The sequence below is a fragment of the Bradyrhizobium sp. 14AA genome, assembly GCF_054185205.1.
Genome location: NZ_JAVAYM010000004.1, coordinates 169,568 through 186,780, shown reverse-complemented (window position 1 = coordinate 186,780; position 17,213 = coordinate 169,568). Strand labels below are relative to the sequence as shown.

Here is a 17,213-nt window from a genome sequence, read left to right as displayed (position 1 = left end):
CCGTCAATTTGACGCAGCAGGTTGCCACAACGCCAACATTCCATCCATTCCGAGCCGGTCGACGGCCTGCGCGACGCCGGTTTGCGCGATTTGATGCGCAATCGAGCCCAAACCAAGCGCTTCCAGCGTGACGACGGCGGCCGTCTTGAGGAACGGCAGATCGCCAAAACGCGGCTGGAGCTTGTAGTCGCGCACCGGAAGGCCCTTCTTGACGCCCTTCTGCTCGACCAGCCAGGTCACCGCCGTCTTCTCGTCGCCGAGCTGATCGATCAGCTTGAGATCGATCGCCTGGCGTCCGGTGAAGACGCGGCCATCGGCCACTTTCTCGAGCTGCGTGTCATCCATGCCACGCCGTTCCTTCACCAGGCCCCTGAACCAGGCGTAGGAATCTTTCACCAGCGCATCGAGCGCGGCGCGCGCCTCGGGGCTGGTGGGTTCAAAACCGTTGGGCGCGGCCTTCAGCGGCGACGACTTCACCTCCTCGACCTTGACGCCGACGGTCTTCAGCAGCTCCGAGACGTTCGGAAACTGGAACAGCACGCCGATCGAGCCGACCAGCGAACTCTGCTGGGCGATGATGTGGTCGCTCGCAATCGCCGTGATGTAGCCGCCGGAGGCAGCCAGGCCCTCGACCACGACGACGAGCGGCTTCTTGGCCTTCAGGCGGGTGAGCGAATCGTAGAGCTGCTCGGAGCCTGCGGTGGTGCCGCCCGGCGAGTTGATGTGCACGATGACGGCGGCGGCCTGCGAATTCTCCAGCCGCTCCAACGCCTGCGTACGATCGGAATCGCTGCGGATCAGTCCGTCGATCTGGACCCGCGCGATCGAGCCGGCGGCTGCGAACGTGCCGCGTGCGCCCGGTGTCGCGACCAGCGCAAAGCCCGCGATCGCCGCGATCGCGATCAGCGCAGCCATGACACGCCAGAACGTCAGCTTGCGACGGATCCTGCGGCGATCGACGATGATGTCCGAATCGAGCGACATCGGAATATCTCCAAATGAAAGATCAGGCGCGTTGTGCCGTCACGGCGTGACCAACGGCTTATCTGGATACATCAATTGCGGCGCAATTTGAAGAAAACAAGGCTGGGAGCTGGGTGAGAGCCGCGGCGTCGCCACACCCCCGCCGTCGTCCCCGCGAACGCGGGGACCCATAACCACAGGCAGAAGTTGCTGCGCAAAGCTGGCAACTCCGAGCCCTCGCCAAACGACTCTCCGTAGCTATGGGTCCCGGATCAGCGCTCCGCTCCAGACAACGCTGCGCGTTGTCGTGAGCTTGTCCGGGACGACAGCGCAGTTCGTGGAGACAGCAACAAAAAAGCCCCGGCTCGCGCCGGGGCTCTGATGCAGCAAAAAGAAGCGTTTCGCTTACTTGCTGTCGCGGTTCTTGAGCGCGGTGCCGAGGATGTCGCCGAGCGTCGCTCCCGAATCGGAGGAGCCGTACTGCGCGATGGCTTCCTTCTCTTCGGCGACTTCGAGCGCCTTGATCGACACCTGGACCTTGCGGGCCTTCTTGTCGAACTGGATCACGCGGGCATCGACCTTCTCTCCGACGGCAAAGCGTTCGGCTCGCTGGTCGTTGCGGTCACGGGCGAGCTCCGAGCGCTTGATGAAGGTCGAGAAATCGGTCCCGGTGATCTTCACCTCGATACCGCTTTCCTTCACTTCGAGCACTTCGCAGGTCACGACCGCGCCCTTCTTGACATCGCCCGGCTCGGCGAAGGGGTCGCCTTCGAGCTGCTTGATGCCGAGCGAGATACGCTCCTTCTCGACGTCCACATCGAGCACCACGGCTTTCACCACGTCGCCCTTCTTGTAGTTGTCGATCACCTGCTCGCCCGGCTGCTTCCAGTCGAGGTCGGACAGATGGACCATGCCGTCGACGTCGCCTTCGAGGCCCAGGAACAGACCGAACTCGGTCTTGTTCTTGACTTCGCCCTCGACGGTCGAACCGGTCGGGTGACCTTCGACGAAGACCTCCCAGGGGTTGCGCATGGTCTGCTTGAGGCCGAGCGAGATGCGGCGCTTGACGGAATCGACTTCCAGCACCTGCACTTCGACTTCCTGCGAGGTCGAAACGATCTTGCCGGGGTGCATGTTCTTCTTGGTCCACGACATCTCGGAGACGTGGATCAGGCCTTCGATGCCCGGCTCGAGCTCGACGAACGCACCGTAGTCGGTGATGTTGGTGACGCGGCCGGTGAAGCGGGCACCCAGCGGGTACTTGGCTTCGATGCCCTGCCACGGATCGTCCAGCAGCTGCTTCATGCCCAGCGAGATGCGGTGCGTCTCGTGGTTGATCTTGATGATCTTGACCTTCACGGTCTGGCCGATCGAGAGCACCTCGGTCGGATGGTTGACGCGGCGCCACGCGATGTCGGTGACGTGCAGCAGGCCGTCGATGCCGCCGAGATCAACGAACGCACCGTAATCGGTGATGTTCTTGACCACGCCGTCGATCACCTGACCCTCTTCGAGGTTCTGCACCAGCTCCTGACGCTGCTCGGCGCGGGTCTCTTCGAGAACCGTGCGGCGGGAGACGACGATGTTGCCGCGGCGGCGGTCCATCTTCAGGATCTGGAACGGCTGCGAGTTGTTCATCAGCGGCGCAACGTCGCGGATCGGACGGATGTCGACCTGCGAGCGCGGCAGGAAGGCCACGGCACCGTCGAGGTCGACGGTGAAGCCGCCCTTGACCTGGTTGAAGATGACGCCGTTGACCTTCTCGTTGTTCTGGAAGGCCTTCTCGAGCTTGCCCCAGCTCTCTTCGCGGCGCGCCTTGTCGCGCGACAGCACGGCTTCGCCGAGAGCATTCTCGATGCGGTCGAGGAACACTTCAACCTCGTCGCCGACCTTGAGCTCGCTGTCACGGCCGGGGCCGGAAAATTCGCGCAGGGCGACGCGGCCCTCGGTCTTCAGGCCGACGTCGATGACGGCCATATCCTTTTCAATTGCAACAACCTTGCCCTTGACGACGGAGCTTTCCTGCAGGTTTCCGCCTGCGAAGGACTCGTCGAGCATCGCGGCGAAATCGTCACGCGACGGGCTATAGGTATCAGCAGAAGTCGAAGCCATTTGTTCTCCAGTTGCGGATGTCATGCCGGCCGTTGGGTTCATGGGCGCATCGCACGCGCAGTGTCGGAAGGTCCGCAAGACCTTCGAGCGACCGCTCGTTGCTCCAGCCTGAGAGGCGGAACAGCGGAAGCGGGCCGGCTGGGCCCGCGCATTCGATACGTGAAAATCTTTGTCCGGAGCCTGGATCGCGCGGCCCCAAACAGGGGGCCGAGGTATCGACCTCAAAGAGCGGGAGCGGGCGCTTCCTCCAATGACGGCGGCGGCTTAACCCCGCAACCGGCCCGCTCGGACGGCCTCGATAATGTCGATGGCGGCCCGGACGCCGCCTTCTATATCCAGTTGGGAGTTATCTAGCAAGTAAGCATCCGCGGCCGGTTTCAGGGGCGCAATCGGCCGGTTTTTGTCGCGTTCGTCGCGCTGGATGATGTCGGCGAGGACAGCCGCCTCGTCCGCCTGCTCGCCCCTCGCCTTGGCCTCCATGGTCCGGCGGCGCGCCCGGACTTTTGGGTCGGCGACGACGAAAATTTTCACGTCGGCATGCGGGCAGATCACGGTTCCAATGTCGCGGCCGTCGAGCACCGCTCCGGGCGGATCGGCGGCGAATTGCCGCTGGAAATTGAGCAGAACCTCACGGACCCTCGGGATCGCCGAAACGATCGAGGCGCCTTCGCCGGCCAACTGGGTCTTCAGCGCGGGATTGCCGAACTTTTCGGGATCGAGTTCCAGCGCCGCCGCGACCGCTGCCGCCTCGTCGTTGAGATCATGACCGGACTGCATCAGGGCGTAGGCCACCGCGCGATAGATCACGCCGGTATCGAGATGACGATAGCCGTAATGATGGGCGAGGCGCTTGCCGAGCGTTCCCTTGCCCGAGGCCGCGGGACCGTCGATGGCGATGATCATGAAAACTCGGCCCCTAGCGAACGCATCATCGGAATGAAATCCGGGAAACTGGTGGCGATGAAGGCGGTGTCGTCGACGGTCACCGGCTGGTCGGAGGCGCAGCCCATCACCAGCGCGGACATCGCGATGCGATGGTCCATATGGGTGGCGACAGTGCCACCGCCGGGAACGTGGCCGCGGCCCTCGACGATCAGATCGTCGCCGGAGATCTCGACCTTGACGCCGTTGACGCGCAGCATGGCGGCGGTCGCCTCAAGGCGATCGGATTCCTTGACGCGCAGCTCCTGCAGGCCGCGCATGATGGTCGTGCCCTCGGCGAAGGAGGCCGCGACCGCCAGCACCAGATATTCGTCGATCATCGAGGGCGCGCGCTCGGGCGGCACTTCGACGCCGCGCAGTTTTGATGCGCGCACGCGCAGCTTCGCCATCGGCTCGCCGGCGTCGCCGCGAACTTCGCTCTCCTCGATCGAGGCGCCCATTTCGCGCAATGTGGTGAACAGGCCGGTACGCAGCGGATTGGTCATGACATCCGACAGCACGACATCGGAGCCCTCGACGATCAGGGCCGCGACGACCGGGAAGGCCGCCGAAGACGGATCGGCCGGCACGACGACGGTTGCGCCATGCAGCTCGGGCTGGCCCTTGAGCGTGATACGGCGGCCGTGCGCGCCCTCCTGCGTCGAGGTGATCTCGGCGCCGAAATGCTTCAGCATCAGCTCTGTGTGGTCGCGGCTGGCCTCGGCCTCGATGACCGTGGTGGTGCCCGGCGCGGCCAGGCCCGCCAGCAGCACGGCCGACTTGATCTGGGCCGAGGCGACCGGGGTCTTGTAGGTGATCGGCAGCGGATCGCGCGCGCCCTGGACGGTCAGGGGCAGACGGCCGCCCTCGCCGCCCGAGACGACTCTCGCGCCCATCTTTTCCAAGGGATCCAGGATCCGGCGCATGGGGCGGCTGCGCAGCGAGGCATCGCCGTCGAAGATCGCCGAGATCGGGCAGCCGGCGACGGCGCCCATGACCAGCCGGCAGCCAGTGCCGGAGTTGCCGAAATCCAGCGGCGCCGCGGGCTGGGCGAAGCCCGCAACACCGACGCCCTGCACCTTCCAGGCAAAATCGCCGGTCCGTTCGATCTTGGCGCCGAGTGCCTGCATGGATTTCGCGGTATTGAGGACGTCTTCACCCTCCAGAAGGCCCGAAATCCGGGTCTCGCCGACCGCGAGCGCGCCCAGGATGAGGGCGCGATGGGAGATCGACTTGTCCCCGGGCACCCGTACTTTCCCGGTCAGGGGACCGCTGGCGCGCGACTGGAGCGGCCTCGGTTGGTCGGAATGGGTCACGATTATGTCCTTGGATGCGCCCTTGAGGGGCTGGGGGGCAGGTACCACATGGTCCGAGCCCCGTCACGGGCATGTCTTTCTCCCGTAATGCGCTATTGACAGCGGGCCGCCAACTAGCCAAGTGAAACACCGCTTTTCAGACATTCCCAGGATTCCTGCCGTGGCCAAGTCCGAACTCGGAACCAAACGTATTTGCCCAACCACGGGCAAGAAGTTCTACGACCTCAACAAGAATCCGGTGATCTCGCCCTATACCGGCGAAGTGGTGCCGATCGCGCCCGTGGCACCCGCTCGTGTACCGCGCGGTGCAGAAGCCCGGCACGCGGCGACTGCGGATGCCACGCCGGAACCGGCAGAGGTCGAGGAGGTCTCGCTCGAGGAGGCCGACGCCGAGGAGAACACCGGCAAGGTCAAAGCTGCCGTGCCCGAATCGGAGGACGATATCGAGGTCGACGAGACCCTCGACGACGACGATGACGACGATTCGACCTTCATCGCCGACGAAGAAGAGGGCGATGAGGACGTGACCGACATCATTGGTGATGTCGGAGGTGATGAAGAGACTTGAGATCAGCCCTGATCTGTGAAAAAGGGTGCACCGCGCGAGTCACCAGGCTCGCGGGTCTGTGGGGGATCCTCCGGGATCGTCCCATTTAAGGACTAAGGGGCCATAGCTCAGCTGGGAGAGCGCTTGCATGGCATGCAAGAGGTCGGCGGTTCGATCCCGCCTGGCTCCACCAGCCTTCGCTCGCTTCGCGAGCTTCGGCTGGGCAAGCCTGGGGAAGTCCCTCGTAGCGAAGTGAGCGAAGGCTGCCCCGCCATAGCCCGAAGGGCGACGGCGGGCTGGAGCTGACATGCACACTGCACGCGCCTTAAGCGGACAGCAGGCGACACCAACATCCTAAGCGTGTCTCGAAGCTGCTATCCTACCCTTCAGGGAGGAAGCGCGATGAAATACGTCTATATCCTCGAAAGCCTCGACTCCGAGCACTTCTATGTCGGTGTCACGGACGATCTTCGAGCGCGTTTGGCAAAGCATAATGCCGGCGAGGTACCGCACACGGCGAAATACGGGCCTTGGCGAATCCGGACCTATTTCGCGTTCGACGACGCCGCATGTGCTGTCGCATTCGAGCGATAGCTGAAATCTGGGTCGGGGCGCGCGTTCGCTAAGAAGCATTTCTGATCGCGCGCATCCGTTCCCTACTCCCCGATGACCGCATTCAGCCGATCCCTCAGCGCGACGATCTCGTCTTTCATCGCCACCAGTTCCGACACCGAGCAGTCCGACGCCGCCAGAATCGACTGCGGCACGGCGCGGGCCTTTTCCTTCAAGGCGTGGCCCTGCGGCGTCAGCGCGATCAGCACCTGACGCTCGTCCTCGCTGGAGCGGGTCCGCTTGACGAGATGGGCGGCTTCGAGCCGCTTGAGCAGCGGCGTCAGCGTGCCCGAATCCAGGAACAGCCTTTCGCCGATGTCCTTCACCGGCACATCGTCGCGCTCCCACAGCACCAGCATGACCAGATATTGCGGGTAGGTCAGGCCGAGCCGGTCGAGCAGCGGCTTGTAGACGCGGTTGAAGGCATGCGCGGCCGAATAGACCGCAAAGCAGATCTGGTTGTCGAGCCGCAGCGGCGCGTCCGCTGCCGAGTGTTTTCGAGGCATGGAGAATCTCACGGGATTTCCTCCCATTCTGGGGCCGGCCGGCGGCACATTCAATTGCGAACAATTAAATGTGAGACGCCGAAATTTCAATTGCGCGCAATCTAATTGTCTGCAATAAAGATCGCGCCCCAACCGGAAACCCCGAGGAGACGACAATGTCCGTGAATGTCCTCTACAAGACCAGTGCAAAGGCCACCGGCGGCCGTGATGGCCATGCTGCGACCCTCGACGGCGCGCTCGACGTCAAGCTCACCACGCCGAAGGAGCTCGGCGGCGGCGGCGGTGCCGGCAACAATCCCGAGCAGCTGTTTGCGGCCGGCTATGCCGCCTGCTTCATCGGCGCGATGAAGTTCGTGTCCTCGCAGGGCGGCCCGAAGGTTCCCGCCGACGCCTCCGTCACCGCGACCGTCGGCATCGGTCCGCGTTCGGCCGGCGGCTTCGGTCTCGACATCGATCTCGCCGTCGCGCTGCCGGGCCTTGCCCGCGCGGAAGCCGAGGCGCTGGTCGAGAAGGCGCACCAGGTGTGCCCGTACTCCAACGCCACGCGCGGCAACGTCGACGTTCGCCTGACGGTCGTCTGATCGGAAGTGCGGATTGGCTGGCCCGGGATCCCCCTCGGGCCGGCCGCTTCCGTTGATTTCCCACATCGCGGGATTGCGCAGCGGCGGCGCATGCGGCCCTACGCGGCAGGCCATTGCTGGCCCAAAAAAACCTCGCTAGGCCTGTGACCAAACATCGACACAGGGAAGCGAAGGCATGACTGAAGCGGCCAGTTCTGGAGCAGCAACCGGCGCAATGAGCGGACTGCGCGTCATCGATCTCACGCGCGTGCTTGGCGGTCCCTACTGCACCCAGATCCTCGCCGACCACGGCGCCGACGTGATCAAGGTCGAGCCGCCGGCAGGCGACGAGGTTCGCGAATGGGGCCCTCCCTTCCACGAGGAAGACGCGGCCTATTTCGTCGGCATCAACCGCAACAAGCGCTCGATCGGCCTCGACCTCGCCTCCGAAGGCGGCCGCGTCGTGCTGCTCAAGATGCTGGAGACCGCCGACGTCCTGATCGAGAATTTCAAGCCGGGCACGCTGGAAAAATGGGGCATCGGCAACGATGTGCTCAGCACAAAATTTCCGCGGCTCGTGCATTGCCGGATCTGCGGCTTCGGCGCCGACGGTCCGCGCGGCGGCAATCCCGGCTATGACGCCATCATCCAGGCCATGACCGGCATGATCGCCGCGACCGGCTCGCCGGAGAGCGGCCCGATGCGGATCGGCGTGCCGCTGGTCGACATCACCACCGGACTCTATGCGGCGATCGGCATCCTGATGGCGTTGTCGGAGCGGCAGCGCTCCGGCCAGGGCCAGTTCCTGGAGACGACGCTGTACGAGACCGGCCTTGCCATCATGCATCCGCACACCGCGAATTATTTCATGCATGGCAAGCCGCCGTCGCTCACCGGCAACGAGCACCCCAACCTCGTGCCCTACGCGATCTTCCCGACCAAGACCGACAACATCTTCATCGGCGTCGGCAATGACGGCACCTTCCGCAAGCTCGCCAAGGAGATCGGCAAGCCCGAGCTCGGCACCGATTCACGTTTCGCCCGCAACAAGGACCGCATCGCCAACCGCGAGGCGCTGCGCGCGGAGCTTGCCGCCGTGTTCAGCCAGCACGAGGCCGAGCCGCTGTGCAACCGCCTGCTCGCGGCAGGCCTGCCCGCTGGCCCCGTGCAGAAGATCGACCAGGCGCTGACCAATCCACACACCATCGCCCGCGGCGATGTCATCGAGAAGGACTGGTACAAGGGCGTGGCGTCGCCGATCCGGCTCGACCGCAGCAAGCCGAGCCTGCGGCGCCTGCCGCCGAAATTCAGCCAGCACGCCCAGGAGGTGCTGGGCGAGTTCGGATATTCCAAGACCGAGATCGACGCGATGGTCGAAAAGGGCACGGTCTGCGGCCCCGAGCGCAAGCGCTAGGGCCCGACCTCCTCACCCAAGTAATGCCGCACTGCGGCGCGCCCACGCATGTGCAGTGCGAACGGATACGGCTGTCCACGCCGCATTCGCCTATTTGACGACTTCCCTTTTGCAGCGCTTGCCGCTTTCGTTTCGGCCGCTTACACAGTCATGTGAACGTCATATGGCGCTGCTAGCGCAAGCGCTTCTTTATTGACGGGCAAGGGAGGTTTTCTTGATGGCTCTTCGACATTTTGGGGCGGCAGCCGCATTCGCAATCACGGTCGGCTTGTCGGCCTCGCCGGCCCTGGCCGCGACCGAGATCCAGTGGTGGCACGCGATGACCGGCGCCAACAACGACGTCATCGTCAAGCTCGCCACCGACTTCAACGCGTCGCAGAGCGACTACAAGGTGATCCCGACCTACAAGGGCAACTACCCCGACACGATGAACGCCGGCATCGCGGCGTTCCGCGCCGGCAACGCCCCGCACATCATGCAGGTGTTCGAAGTCGGCACCGCCACCATGATGGCCGCGACCGGCGCCGTGAAACCGGTCTACAAGCTGATGGCCGAGGCCGGCGAGAAGTTCGATCCCAAGATCTACCTGCCCGCCATCACCGGCTACTACTCGACCTCGAAGGGCGAGATGCTGTCCTTCCCCTTCAACTCGTCGTCCACGGTCATGTGGATCAATCTCGACGAGCTGAAGAAAGCCAATGTCGAGATCCCCAAGACCTGGCCCGAAGTGTTCGAGGCCGGCAAGAAGCTGAAGGCGGCCGGTCACGATACCTGCGGCTTCTCCGGCTCCTGGATCACCTGGGTCAATCTCGAGCAGCTCTCCGCCTGGCACAACGTGCCGCTCGCCAGCAAGGCCAACGGTCTCGACGGCTTCGACACCGTGCTCGAATTCAACGGACCGCTCCAGGTCAAGCATCTCGAAAACCTGGTCGAGCTCCAGAAGACCAAGGTCTACGACTATGCCGGCCGCACCAACACCGGCGAAGGCCGCTTCACGTCGGGCGAATGTCCGATCTACCTGACCTCGTCGGCCTTCTTCGGCAACGTCAAGGCGCAGGCCAAGTTCGCCTTCACCGCCGTGCCGATGCCCTATTATCCCGACGCCAAGGGCGCGCCGCAGAACTCGATCATCGGCGGCGCTTCGCTCTGGGTCATGGGCGGCAAGTCGGCCGACGAATACAAGGGCATCGCGAAATTCCTGACGTTCCTCTCCGACACCGATCGCCAGGTCTACATCCACAAGGCCTCGGGCTATCTGCCGATCACCAAGGCGGCCTACGCCAAGGCAAAGGAAGAAGGCTTCTACAAGGATCAGCCCTATCTCGAGACGCCGCTGATCGAGCTGACCAACAAGGAGCCGACCGACAATTCCCGCGGTCTGCGTCTCGGCAACATGGTTCAGCTCCGCGACGTCTGGTCGGAAGAGATCGAGCAGGCGCTGGCCGGCAAGAAGACCGCCAAGCAGGCGCTTGATGCCGCGGTCGAACGCGGCAACACGATGCTGCGTCAGTTCGAAAAGACCGCCGTCAAGTGAGGCATTGAAGCGGCAGGCCGCGACGCGGCCTGCCGCTTCTGCTGATATCATGCAAAAGCAAGCCATTTTCCAGTCGAAGCTATTGCCCTACGCGCTGGTTGCGCCGCAGCTCGCGATCGTCCTGATTTTCTTCTACTGGCCGGCCTTGCAGGCCGTGATCCAGTCCTTCCTGCTCCAGGACGCCTTCGGCCTCTCGTCGACCTTCGTCTGGTTCGACAATTACATCGAGCTGTTCAAAGACCCCGCCTATTTCGAAGCGATCGTCCGGACCTTCTTCTTCTCGTTCGCCATCGCGGTCTCGTCGCTGTCGTTTGCGCTGCTGCTTGCCGTCATGGCCGACAAGCCGCTGCGCGGCTCGATGCTCTACCGCACGCTGCTGATCTGGCCCTATGCGGTGGCGCCGCCCGTCGTCGGCGTGCTCTGGATCTTCATGCTGCACCCCTCGCTCGGCGTACTCTCGCGCTATCTGCGCGGCCTGGGCGTCGACTGGAATCCGCTGCTCGACGGCAACCAGGCCGCCGGCCTGATCATCCTCGCCGCCGCCTGGAAGCAGATCTCCTACAATTTCCTGTTCTTCCTCGCCGGCCTGCAGGCGATCCCGAGGAGCGTGTTCGAGGCCGCCGCGATCGACGGCGCGCGTCCGATGCGGCGGTTCTGGACCGTGACCTTCCCGCTGCTGTCGCCGACGATCTTCTTCCTGCTGGTCGTCAACATCGTCTACGCCTTCTTCGACACGTTCGGCATCATCGACACCATGACCCGCGGCGGTCCCGGCACGTCGACCGTGACGCTGGTCTACAAGGTCTATTCCGACGGCCTGCTCGGCGGCAATCTCGGCAGCTCCGCGGCGCAATCGGTGATCCTGATGATCATGGTCATCGTGCTGACGGGAATCCAGTTCCGCTTCGTCGAACGCAAGGTGACCTACTGATGGTCGAGGAAGAGGGCTTCAGGCGCTACATCGCTCACGTCATCCTCTGGATCGGGATCGCGATCGTCGCGTTCCCGGTCTACATCGCGTTCGTCGCCTCGACCCAGGACAACGCGCTGATCGCCAACGGGCAGATGTCGCTGCTGCCGGGCGGCCATTTCTTCGAGGTCTACTACCAGACCATCTTCGTCGGCACGAGCGGCTCGACCCGCGAGCCCGTCGGCAACATGATGCTGAACTCGCTGGTGATGGCGCTGGCGATCGCGATCGGCAAGATCGCGATCTCGATCATCTCGGCTTATGCGATCGTGTATTTCCGCTTTCCGTTCCGGATGCCGATCTTCTGGATCATCTTCATCACCTTGATGCTGCCGGTCGAGGTCCGCATCTATCCGACCTACAAGATCGTCGCCGACCTGCACATGCTCGACAGCTATGCCGGCCTGTCGCTGCCGTTGATCGCCTCGGCCACCGCGACGCTGCTGTTCCGCCAGTTCTTCATGACCGTGCCGGACGAGCTGCTGGAAGCCTCGCGCATCGACGGCGCAGGCCCCCTGCGCTTCTTCTGGGATACGCTCTTGCCGCTGTCGCGCACCAACATGGCGGCGCTGTTCGTGATCCTCTTCATCCTCGGCTGGAATCAATATCTCTGGCCGCTGCTCATCACCACCCGCGACGACATGCAGACCATCCAGGTCGGCATCCGCAAGATGATCACCACCACCGACGCGCTGACCGAATGGCCGATCGTGATGGCGACCGCCGTGCTGGCCATGCTGCCGCCGGTGTTCGTCGTCGTCGTCATGCAGAAATTGTTCGTGCGCGGTCTGGTCGAGACGGAAAAGTGAGTTTTCATGGCTAACGTCACCCTGCGCAACGTCCGCAAGACCTACACGGGCGGCTTCGAGGCCATCAAGGGCGTCAACGTCGATGTCGCCGACGGCCAGTTCTGCGTGCTGGTTGGCCCCTCCGGCTGCGGCAAGTCCACGCTGCTGCGCATGGTCGCAGGCCTGGAGACCGTCACCGGCGGCGAGATCGACATCGGCGGCCGCGTCGTCAACCAAGTCGAGCCCGCCGACCGCGACATCGCGATGGTGTTCCAGAACTACGCGCTCTACCCGCATATGAGCGTCTTCAACAACATGGCCTACGGCCTGCGCAACCGCGGCATGAAGGAGGCCGAGGTCAAGTCGCGCGTCGAGGAAGCCGCGCGCGTGCTCGAGCTCACGCCGATGCTGGAGCGCAAGCCGCGCCAGCTCTCCGGCGGCCAGCGCCAGCGCGTCGCCATGGGTCGCGCCATCGTGCGCCAGCCGAAGGTGTTTTTGTTCGACGAGCCGCTGTCCAATCTCGACGCGAAACTGCGCATCGCGATGCGGGTGGAAATCCGCAAATTGCAGCGCCGGCTCAACACCACGTCGATCTACGTCACCCACGACCAGCTGGAAGCGATGACGCTCGCCGACGTTCTCGTGGTCATGAACGGCGGCCAGGTCGAGCAGGTCGGCAATCCCCTGGCCATCTACGAGAAGCCGGCGACGACTTTCGTCGCCTCCTTCATCGGCGCGCCGCCGATGAATTTGATGTCGACGCGCACTGAGGAAATCAAATCGCAGCTCGGTGGCAGCGCAGGCGAAGCCGGCATCCTCGGCATCCGTCCGGAGGATTTTGTCATCACCGACCAGACGCCCGCCGGTGGCGTCGCGCTGCCGCTCACGGTCGAGGCCATCGAGCGCGTCGGCGCGGAGACCTTCGTCTACGGCTCCCGTGAGCATGAAGACCAGCGCGTCGCCGCCACCCCCGGCGAGCTGCCGCCCGGCGAGGTCATCGTCCGCATCCCCGGCACCGAGGCCCCCGCCATCGGCCAGAAGATTCGGGTCGCGGCTGTGCGCCAAAAGCTGCACCTTTTCAGCGGCGACGGGCGGACGCGGATCGAGGCCTGAGGGCTTCCGCGGGATCGGCCGATTCACAACCGTGAAAACAACCCCATGCACAGTAGAAGGGGGTTTGTTTTCGTTGAGAAATTTTCGTCTCGCCAAATGGTCATGCCGAGGGTTTGCCGGCTCAGCGCCCGGACAGGTCACTGACGGGCGTTCGGAGACATGGCTGACACATTAACGATGGCAGAATGGACCGGGCGACCGGAATAGCCCATCCACAGCCTCCCCGGCTACCTCCTTGAACCAACATACGGATATGCCCATATTGTTGACCAAGGGGCGCCGTTCGGGCCCTGAAATGTCAAAGTCGCTTCTGCGAGGACTTTGTAAACTATGTCTCGTGTTCCCACGTTATCCAGTCCGTTCCTTCTGGGCTTCGACGAGATCGAGCGCGTGCTCGATCGGGTCGTCAAAGGCGCCGACGGCTACCCTCCCTACAATATCGAGAGGTGCGACCGGTCGGACGGCCAGCCCGAGCGTTTGCGGATCACGCTGGCGGTCGCCGGATTCACCCGCGACCAACTCGATGTAACCATTGAGGAAAACCAGCTCGTCATTCGCGGGCGGCAGCAGGACGACAAGACCCGGCAATACATCCATCGCGGCATCGCCGCGCGCCACTTCCAGCGCACCTTCGTGCTGGCGGAGGGGATGCTGGTGCTGGGTGCGGATCTGAAGAACGGGTTGTTGTCGGTCGATCTTGCCCGGCCTGAACCGGAGAGGATCGTTAAGACAATCGCTATCAATGAGCACGAATAATGGAACGAGTAGCGGACTCGACCGCTTAGTGTTCCAGAGGAGTCGAGACCATGAGTGAAGGTCACGTTGCGTTCGAATACGAAGCCAAGAACGTCTCGCCCGAGACGCTGGCAACCCTCGGCGAAGGTCATATCGCCTATGTGAAGCAGATCCGCTCCGAGGATGTGCCGGGCCTGTTTCCCGAGGCGCCGAAAATCGCGCCGGGCCTCAAGCTCTTCGCGCTCCACGCCGCCGACGGCACGCCGATCATGCTGACCGACAGCCGGGAAGCTGCAATCGCCAACGCCTGGAGCAACGAGCTGCAGGCGGTGAGCGTGCACTGAGCGCGCGCAGGTCGCACGAATAGAATTTTTGGCGGGCATGCCTTCGGACGAAGGCGTGCCCGTTTTTATTTTGGGAGAGACCAATCGCATGCGCTCTCCCCGTCATTGCGAGCGCAGCGAAGCAATCCAGAGTCTTTCCTCGGTGGCAGTCTGGATTGCTTCGTCGCAAGAGCTCCTCGCAATGACGGAGTATAAGGCTACAGCGCAGCCCCACTCCCGCATCACTTCACAAAGCCGAGCCCTTCGCGCGCGGTGTCTTCGGCCCGTTTGTCGCCCGGCGGCAGTGCGAGCACGCTGTTGAAGTCCGCGCGCGCGCGTTTGGCGTCGGACCTCATCATGTAGAAGAGGCCGCGGTTGGCGAGGGCGACCTGACTGGTGGGGTCGAGCCGGATTGCTTCGTTGTAGTCGGCAAGCGCGCGATCGAGCTCGCCCATGTCACGAAATGTACCGGCGCGGTCGTTGTAGGCGGACGAATTTCCCGGCTGAAGCCGGATCCCTTCGTCAAAATCGGCAATCGCGCGTTTGTTGTCGCCCTTCCTGTGCCAGGCGACGCCGCGAGCGAGAAATGCCTTCTCGAAAGATGGCATGATCCTGATGACCTCATCGAGCTCGCGGATGGCGTCGTCGAAGTCGCCCTTTTTGACGAGAACGGCGCCTCTGCAATAGTGGCCGCCCGCGCTGTTGGGCTCCAGACGGACCGCGATGTTGCAGTCGTCAAGCGCCGCATCGATCTCGCCCTTGGCGACATGAACGGTGGCTCGCAGCTCGTAGGGCCACGCCGCGGCAGGGCTACGCTGCATCGCCTCGTTGTAATCGGCGACGGCGCGGTCGGTGTCGCCCTTCGCCTGATAGGCCTCGCCTCTCATGATCGTCGCAAAGTAGGCGTGCTTGGGATCGCGCTCGATGGCCTCGGCGAATCCGGCTATCGCAAGATCGAAGTCGCGCTTGTTGTAATATTCCAGCGCGCGCGATGTGTAAGACGGTCCGTAGCCGGGATCGAGGCGAATGGCCTCGTTGTAATCGGCCATGGCGTGATCGCGATCGCCTTTGGCCGAATAAGCGCGCCCGCGGCAGTTATAGGCCCGCCCGAAATTCGGATCGATCCGGATCGCGGCGCCGCAATCCTCGAAGGCGTGATTCCAGTCCCGCTTGAGATAGTGGGCTTCGCCGCGCAGCTCGTAAGCGACCGCATTTGTCGGATCGGCCGCGATGATCTCGGTCTTCTCCGCGATGACGCGGTCGTTCGACGCCTCGTCGGCGCGCGCCACGGCTGTTGCGGCGATGGTGACCGAACAAAGCAGGCCGAAAACCCGGCCGATCGAACCGCAAATCATGTCTGAAATTCCCGCACCAAATCCGTGCCGGGACGCGCAATCGATCAGAACTGACGGAGAAACGTCGTAGCGCCCGGCCCTGATATTACGTCGCAGCCGGCGCGGCTCGGGTTCGAACGAGGAAGGTTACGCCGCGGTCGCCGGCGGCAGGGCGAGCACGGAATAGATCGCCTGGGCATCGCGCGAGGCGCGGAGCTTCTTGGCGATGTCCTGGTCGCGGAGCAGGCGGGCGATGCGGGCGAGCGCCTTGAGGTGATCGGCGCCGGCGCCTTCGGGGGCGAGCAGCAGGAAGACGAGATCAACCGGCTGGCCGTCCATCGACTCGAAATCGATCGGACGATCGAGGCGCGCGAACAGGCCGAAGATCTTTTCCAGCTTGGGCAGCTTGCCGTGGGGAATGGCGACGCCATAGCCGACCGCGGTGGTGCCGAGCTTTTCCCGTTGCAGCAGGACCTCGAAGACCGCGCGTTCGTTCTGCCCAGTCAGCTCGGCGGCCTTCGCTGCGAGCTCCTGCAAGGCCTGCTTCTTGCTGTTGACCTTCAATGCCGGGAGAATCGCCTCGGGTGCGACCAGATCGGTAATCGGCATGGAGGGTTTCCGAGGTGAATTAAACCGTCAGGTTCCGAATTGGCCTGCTCAGTCAAACCGAGCCCGACCGGCGTCAAGAAGGTGAAGCAGGAGGGGGACTTAGCCCAAGTCCCGTTGGGTCCTGATGTGGGGCGCTTCTACTCCAACGCAATCCCGGTGCCAACTGCTGCGTGGGGCTTTGCCCCGGTCATTGTTAAGGGCTGCGGATGGTACGGGGCCCGGGGGCCCCGCCCTAACCGCCCGCCTTTCCGTCCGACTTGCCTCCGGGCGGGTCGATCCAGCCCACATTGCCGTCGGCGCGGCGGTAAATGATGTTCACCCGGCCGCTGGAGCCGTGCTGGAACACCAGGCAGGGCGCCCCGCTGAGGTCGAGTTCCATGACGGCCTCGCTGACCGAGAGCTGCTTCAGGGAGGTGGTGGCCTCCGCGATGATCACGGGGCTGTAGCCGGTGACTTCGTCCTCGTCCTCACCGTCGCCCGGCGCCTCCAGCACGTAGCTCGTCGCGTCGAGCGCGGCCAGCGCCGCGGAGGCGACATGGGCCTTGCGGGCCGAGCGGTCCTTGAGCCGGCTCTTGTAGCGCTTGAGCCGCTTCTCGATCATCAGCAGCGCCTGGTCGGCGCTGGCATAGGCGTCCGGCGCGTTGGAATCGGCTTCCAGCGTAATTCCCGAATCGAGATGCAGCGCGCAATCGGTCCGGAAGCCGAAGCCATCCTTGCTCAGCGTGATATGGCCGGAATAATTGCCGTCGAAATATTTACGGAGGACCTCTTCGGTCCGGTCGGCGACGCGGCCGCGCAGGGCCTCGCCGACGCTGACGCTCTTTCCCGAAATTCGAAGGGTCATGTGATGCCTCGC

Annotated in this window: 18 protein-coding genes and 1 tRNA gene; 11 read left to right on the top strand and 8 right to left on the bottom strand. The window is 63.8% G+C overall.

Features of this window, described 5'->3' with window-relative positions; genetic code table 11:
- Positions 1 to 3: 3 nt before the first annotated feature.
- The 4 genes from sppA to aroA form a co-directional block, all read right to left on the bottom strand.
- Positions 4 to 984 carry a signal peptide peptidase SppA gene (sppA, locus tag RAD15_RS10900; protein WP_458177124.1) on the bottom strand — a complete coding sequence of 327 codons (981 nt, stop codon included), beginning with the start codon at positions 982 to 984 and terminating at the stop codon, positions 4 to 6.
- Between the two features lie 384 nt (positions 985 to 1,368).
- Positions 1,369 to 3,075: a 30S ribosomal protein S1 gene (rpsA, locus tag RAD15_RS10895; RefSeq protein ID WP_458177122.1), complete on the bottom strand. Its 1,707-nt coding sequence runs from the start codon at positions 3,073 to 3,075 to the stop codon at positions 1,369 to 1,371.
- Between the two features lie 264 nt (positions 3,076 to 3,339).
- Positions 3,340 to 3,978, bottom strand: coding sequence for a (d)CMP kinase (gene cmk, locus RAD15_RS10890; protein WP_458177120.1), 639 nt, complete (start codon positions 3,976 to 3,978; stop codon positions 3,340 to 3,342).
- A complete protein-coding gene (gene aroA / locus RAD15_RS10885; protein ID WP_458177118.1) occupies positions 3,975 to 5,312 on the bottom strand; it encodes a 3-phosphoshikimate 1-carboxyvinyltransferase in 1,338 nt (445 codons plus the stop codon). The genes cmk and aroA overlap by 4 nt, the downstream gene beginning before the upstream one ends.
- 160 nt (positions 5,313 to 5,472) lie before the next feature.
- Here aroA and RAD15_RS10880 point away from each other — a divergent pair, with 160 nt between their 5' ends.
- The 3 genes from RAD15_RS10880 to RAD15_RS10870 all read left to right on the top strand — a co-directional run bounded on the left by RAD15_RS10880 (position 5,473) and on the right by RAD15_RS10870 (position 6,453).
- Positions 5,473 to 5,880 (top strand): TIGR02300 family protein, encoded by a 408-nt coding sequence (locus tag RAD15_RS10880; RefSeq protein WP_211411279.1) that lies wholly within the window; start codon positions 5,473 to 5,475, stop codon positions 5,878 to 5,880.
- A 96-nt stretch (positions 5,881 to 5,976) separates the two neighbouring features.
- Positions 5,977 to 6,052 (top strand) — tRNA-Ala (locus RAD15_RS10875).
- 209 nt (positions 6,053 to 6,261) lie between these two features.
- On the top strand, positions 6,262 to 6,453 hold the full coding sequence (locus RAD15_RS10870) for a GIY-YIG nuclease family protein (protein WP_458177116.1): 192 nt from the start codon (positions 6,262 to 6,264) through the stop codon (positions 6,451 to 6,453).
- A gap of 62 nt (positions 6,454 to 6,515) precedes the next feature.
- Here the strand turns inward: RAD15_RS10870 and RAD15_RS10865 are convergent, their stop codons facing one another.
- A complete protein-coding gene (locus RAD15_RS10865; RefSeq protein WP_458177114.1) occupies positions 6,516 to 6,977 on the bottom strand; it encodes a MarR family winged helix-turn-helix transcriptional regulator in 462 nt (153 codons plus the stop codon).
- Between the two features lie 155 nt (positions 6,978 to 7,132).
- Here RAD15_RS10865 and RAD15_RS10860 point away from each other — a divergent pair, with 155 nt between their 5' ends.
- The 8 genes from RAD15_RS10860 (at position 7,133) to RAD15_RS10825 (ending at position 14,435) form a co-directional block, all read left to right on the top strand.
- Complete coding sequence (locus RAD15_RS10860; RefSeq protein WP_458177112.1) at positions 7,133 to 7,558, top strand: organic hydroperoxide resistance protein; 426 nt, start codon at positions 7,133 to 7,135, stop codon at positions 7,556 to 7,558.
- Positions 7,559 to 7,733: 175 nt separating this feature from the next.
- Positions 7,734 to 8,951, top strand: coding sequence for a CaiB/BaiF CoA transferase family protein (locus RAD15_RS10855; RefSeq protein WP_458177110.1), 1,218 nt, complete (start codon positions 7,734 to 7,736; stop codon positions 8,949 to 8,951).
- Positions 8,952 to 9,168: 217 nt separating this feature from the next.
- The gene (gene ugpB / locus RAD15_RS10850) at positions 9,169 to 10,485 is read left to right on the top strand and encodes a sn-glycerol-3-phosphate ABC transporter substrate-binding protein UgpB (RefSeq protein WP_458177108.1); all 1,317 of its coding nucleotides are present in this window, start codon (positions 9,169 to 9,171) and stop codon (positions 10,483 to 10,485) included.
- A gap of 49 nt (positions 10,486 to 10,534) precedes the next feature.
- Positions 10,535 to 11,416, top strand: a complete 882-nt coding sequence (gene ugpA / locus RAD15_RS10845; RefSeq protein WP_458177106.1) for a sn-glycerol-3-phosphate ABC transporter permease UgpA — start codon at positions 10,535 to 10,537, stop codon at positions 11,414 to 11,416.
- Complete coding sequence (gene ugpE, locus RAD15_RS10840) at positions 11,416 to 12,264, top strand: sn-glycerol-3-phosphate ABC transporter permease UgpE (RefSeq protein WP_458177104.1); 849 nt, start codon at positions 11,416 to 11,418, stop codon at positions 12,262 to 12,264. Before ugpA ends, ugpE begins: the two co-directional genes overlap by 1 nt.
- Positions 12,265 to 12,270: 6 nt before the next feature.
- On the top strand, positions 12,271 to 13,356 hold the full coding sequence (locus RAD15_RS10835; RefSeq protein ID WP_458177102.1) for a sn-glycerol-3-phosphate import ATP-binding protein UgpC: 1,086 nt from the start codon (positions 12,271 to 12,273) through the stop codon (positions 13,354 to 13,356).
- Between the two features lie 330 nt (positions 13,357 to 13,686).
- Positions 13,687 to 14,112, top strand: coding sequence for an Hsp20 family protein (locus tag RAD15_RS10830; RefSeq protein WP_014438749.1), 426 nt, complete (start codon positions 13,687 to 13,689; stop codon positions 14,110 to 14,112).
- 50 nt (positions 14,113 to 14,162) lie between these two features.
- Positions 14,163 to 14,435: a BQ00720 family protein gene (locus tag RAD15_RS10825; RefSeq protein ID WP_007598581.1), complete on the top strand. Its 273-nt coding sequence runs from the start codon at positions 14,163 to 14,165 to the stop codon at positions 14,433 to 14,435.
- Positions 14,436 to 14,656: 221 nt separating this feature from the next.
- Here RAD15_RS10825 and RAD15_RS10820 read toward each other — a convergent pair whose 3' ends face one another.
- From RAD15_RS10820 to hpf, 3 genes are all read right to left on the bottom strand, one after another.
- Complete coding sequence (locus RAD15_RS10820; protein WP_458177099.1) at positions 14,657 to 15,769, bottom strand: tetratricopeptide repeat protein; 1,113 nt, start codon at positions 15,767 to 15,769, stop codon at positions 14,657 to 14,659.
- A 126-nt stretch (positions 15,770 to 15,895) separates the two neighbouring features.
- Entirely contained in the window at positions 15,896 to 16,357 is a 462-nt protein-coding gene (gene ptsN, locus RAD15_RS10815; protein WP_011083550.1) for a PTS IIA-like nitrogen regulatory protein PtsN, read from the bottom strand.
- Between the two features lie 232 nt (positions 16,358 to 16,589).
- Positions 16,590 to 17,201 (bottom strand): ribosome hibernation-promoting factor, HPF/YfiA family, encoded by a 612-nt coding sequence (gene hpf / locus RAD15_RS10810; protein WP_458177097.1) that lies wholly within the window; start codon positions 17,199 to 17,201, stop codon positions 16,590 to 16,592.
- Positions 17,202 to 17,213: the final 12 nt, after the last annotated feature.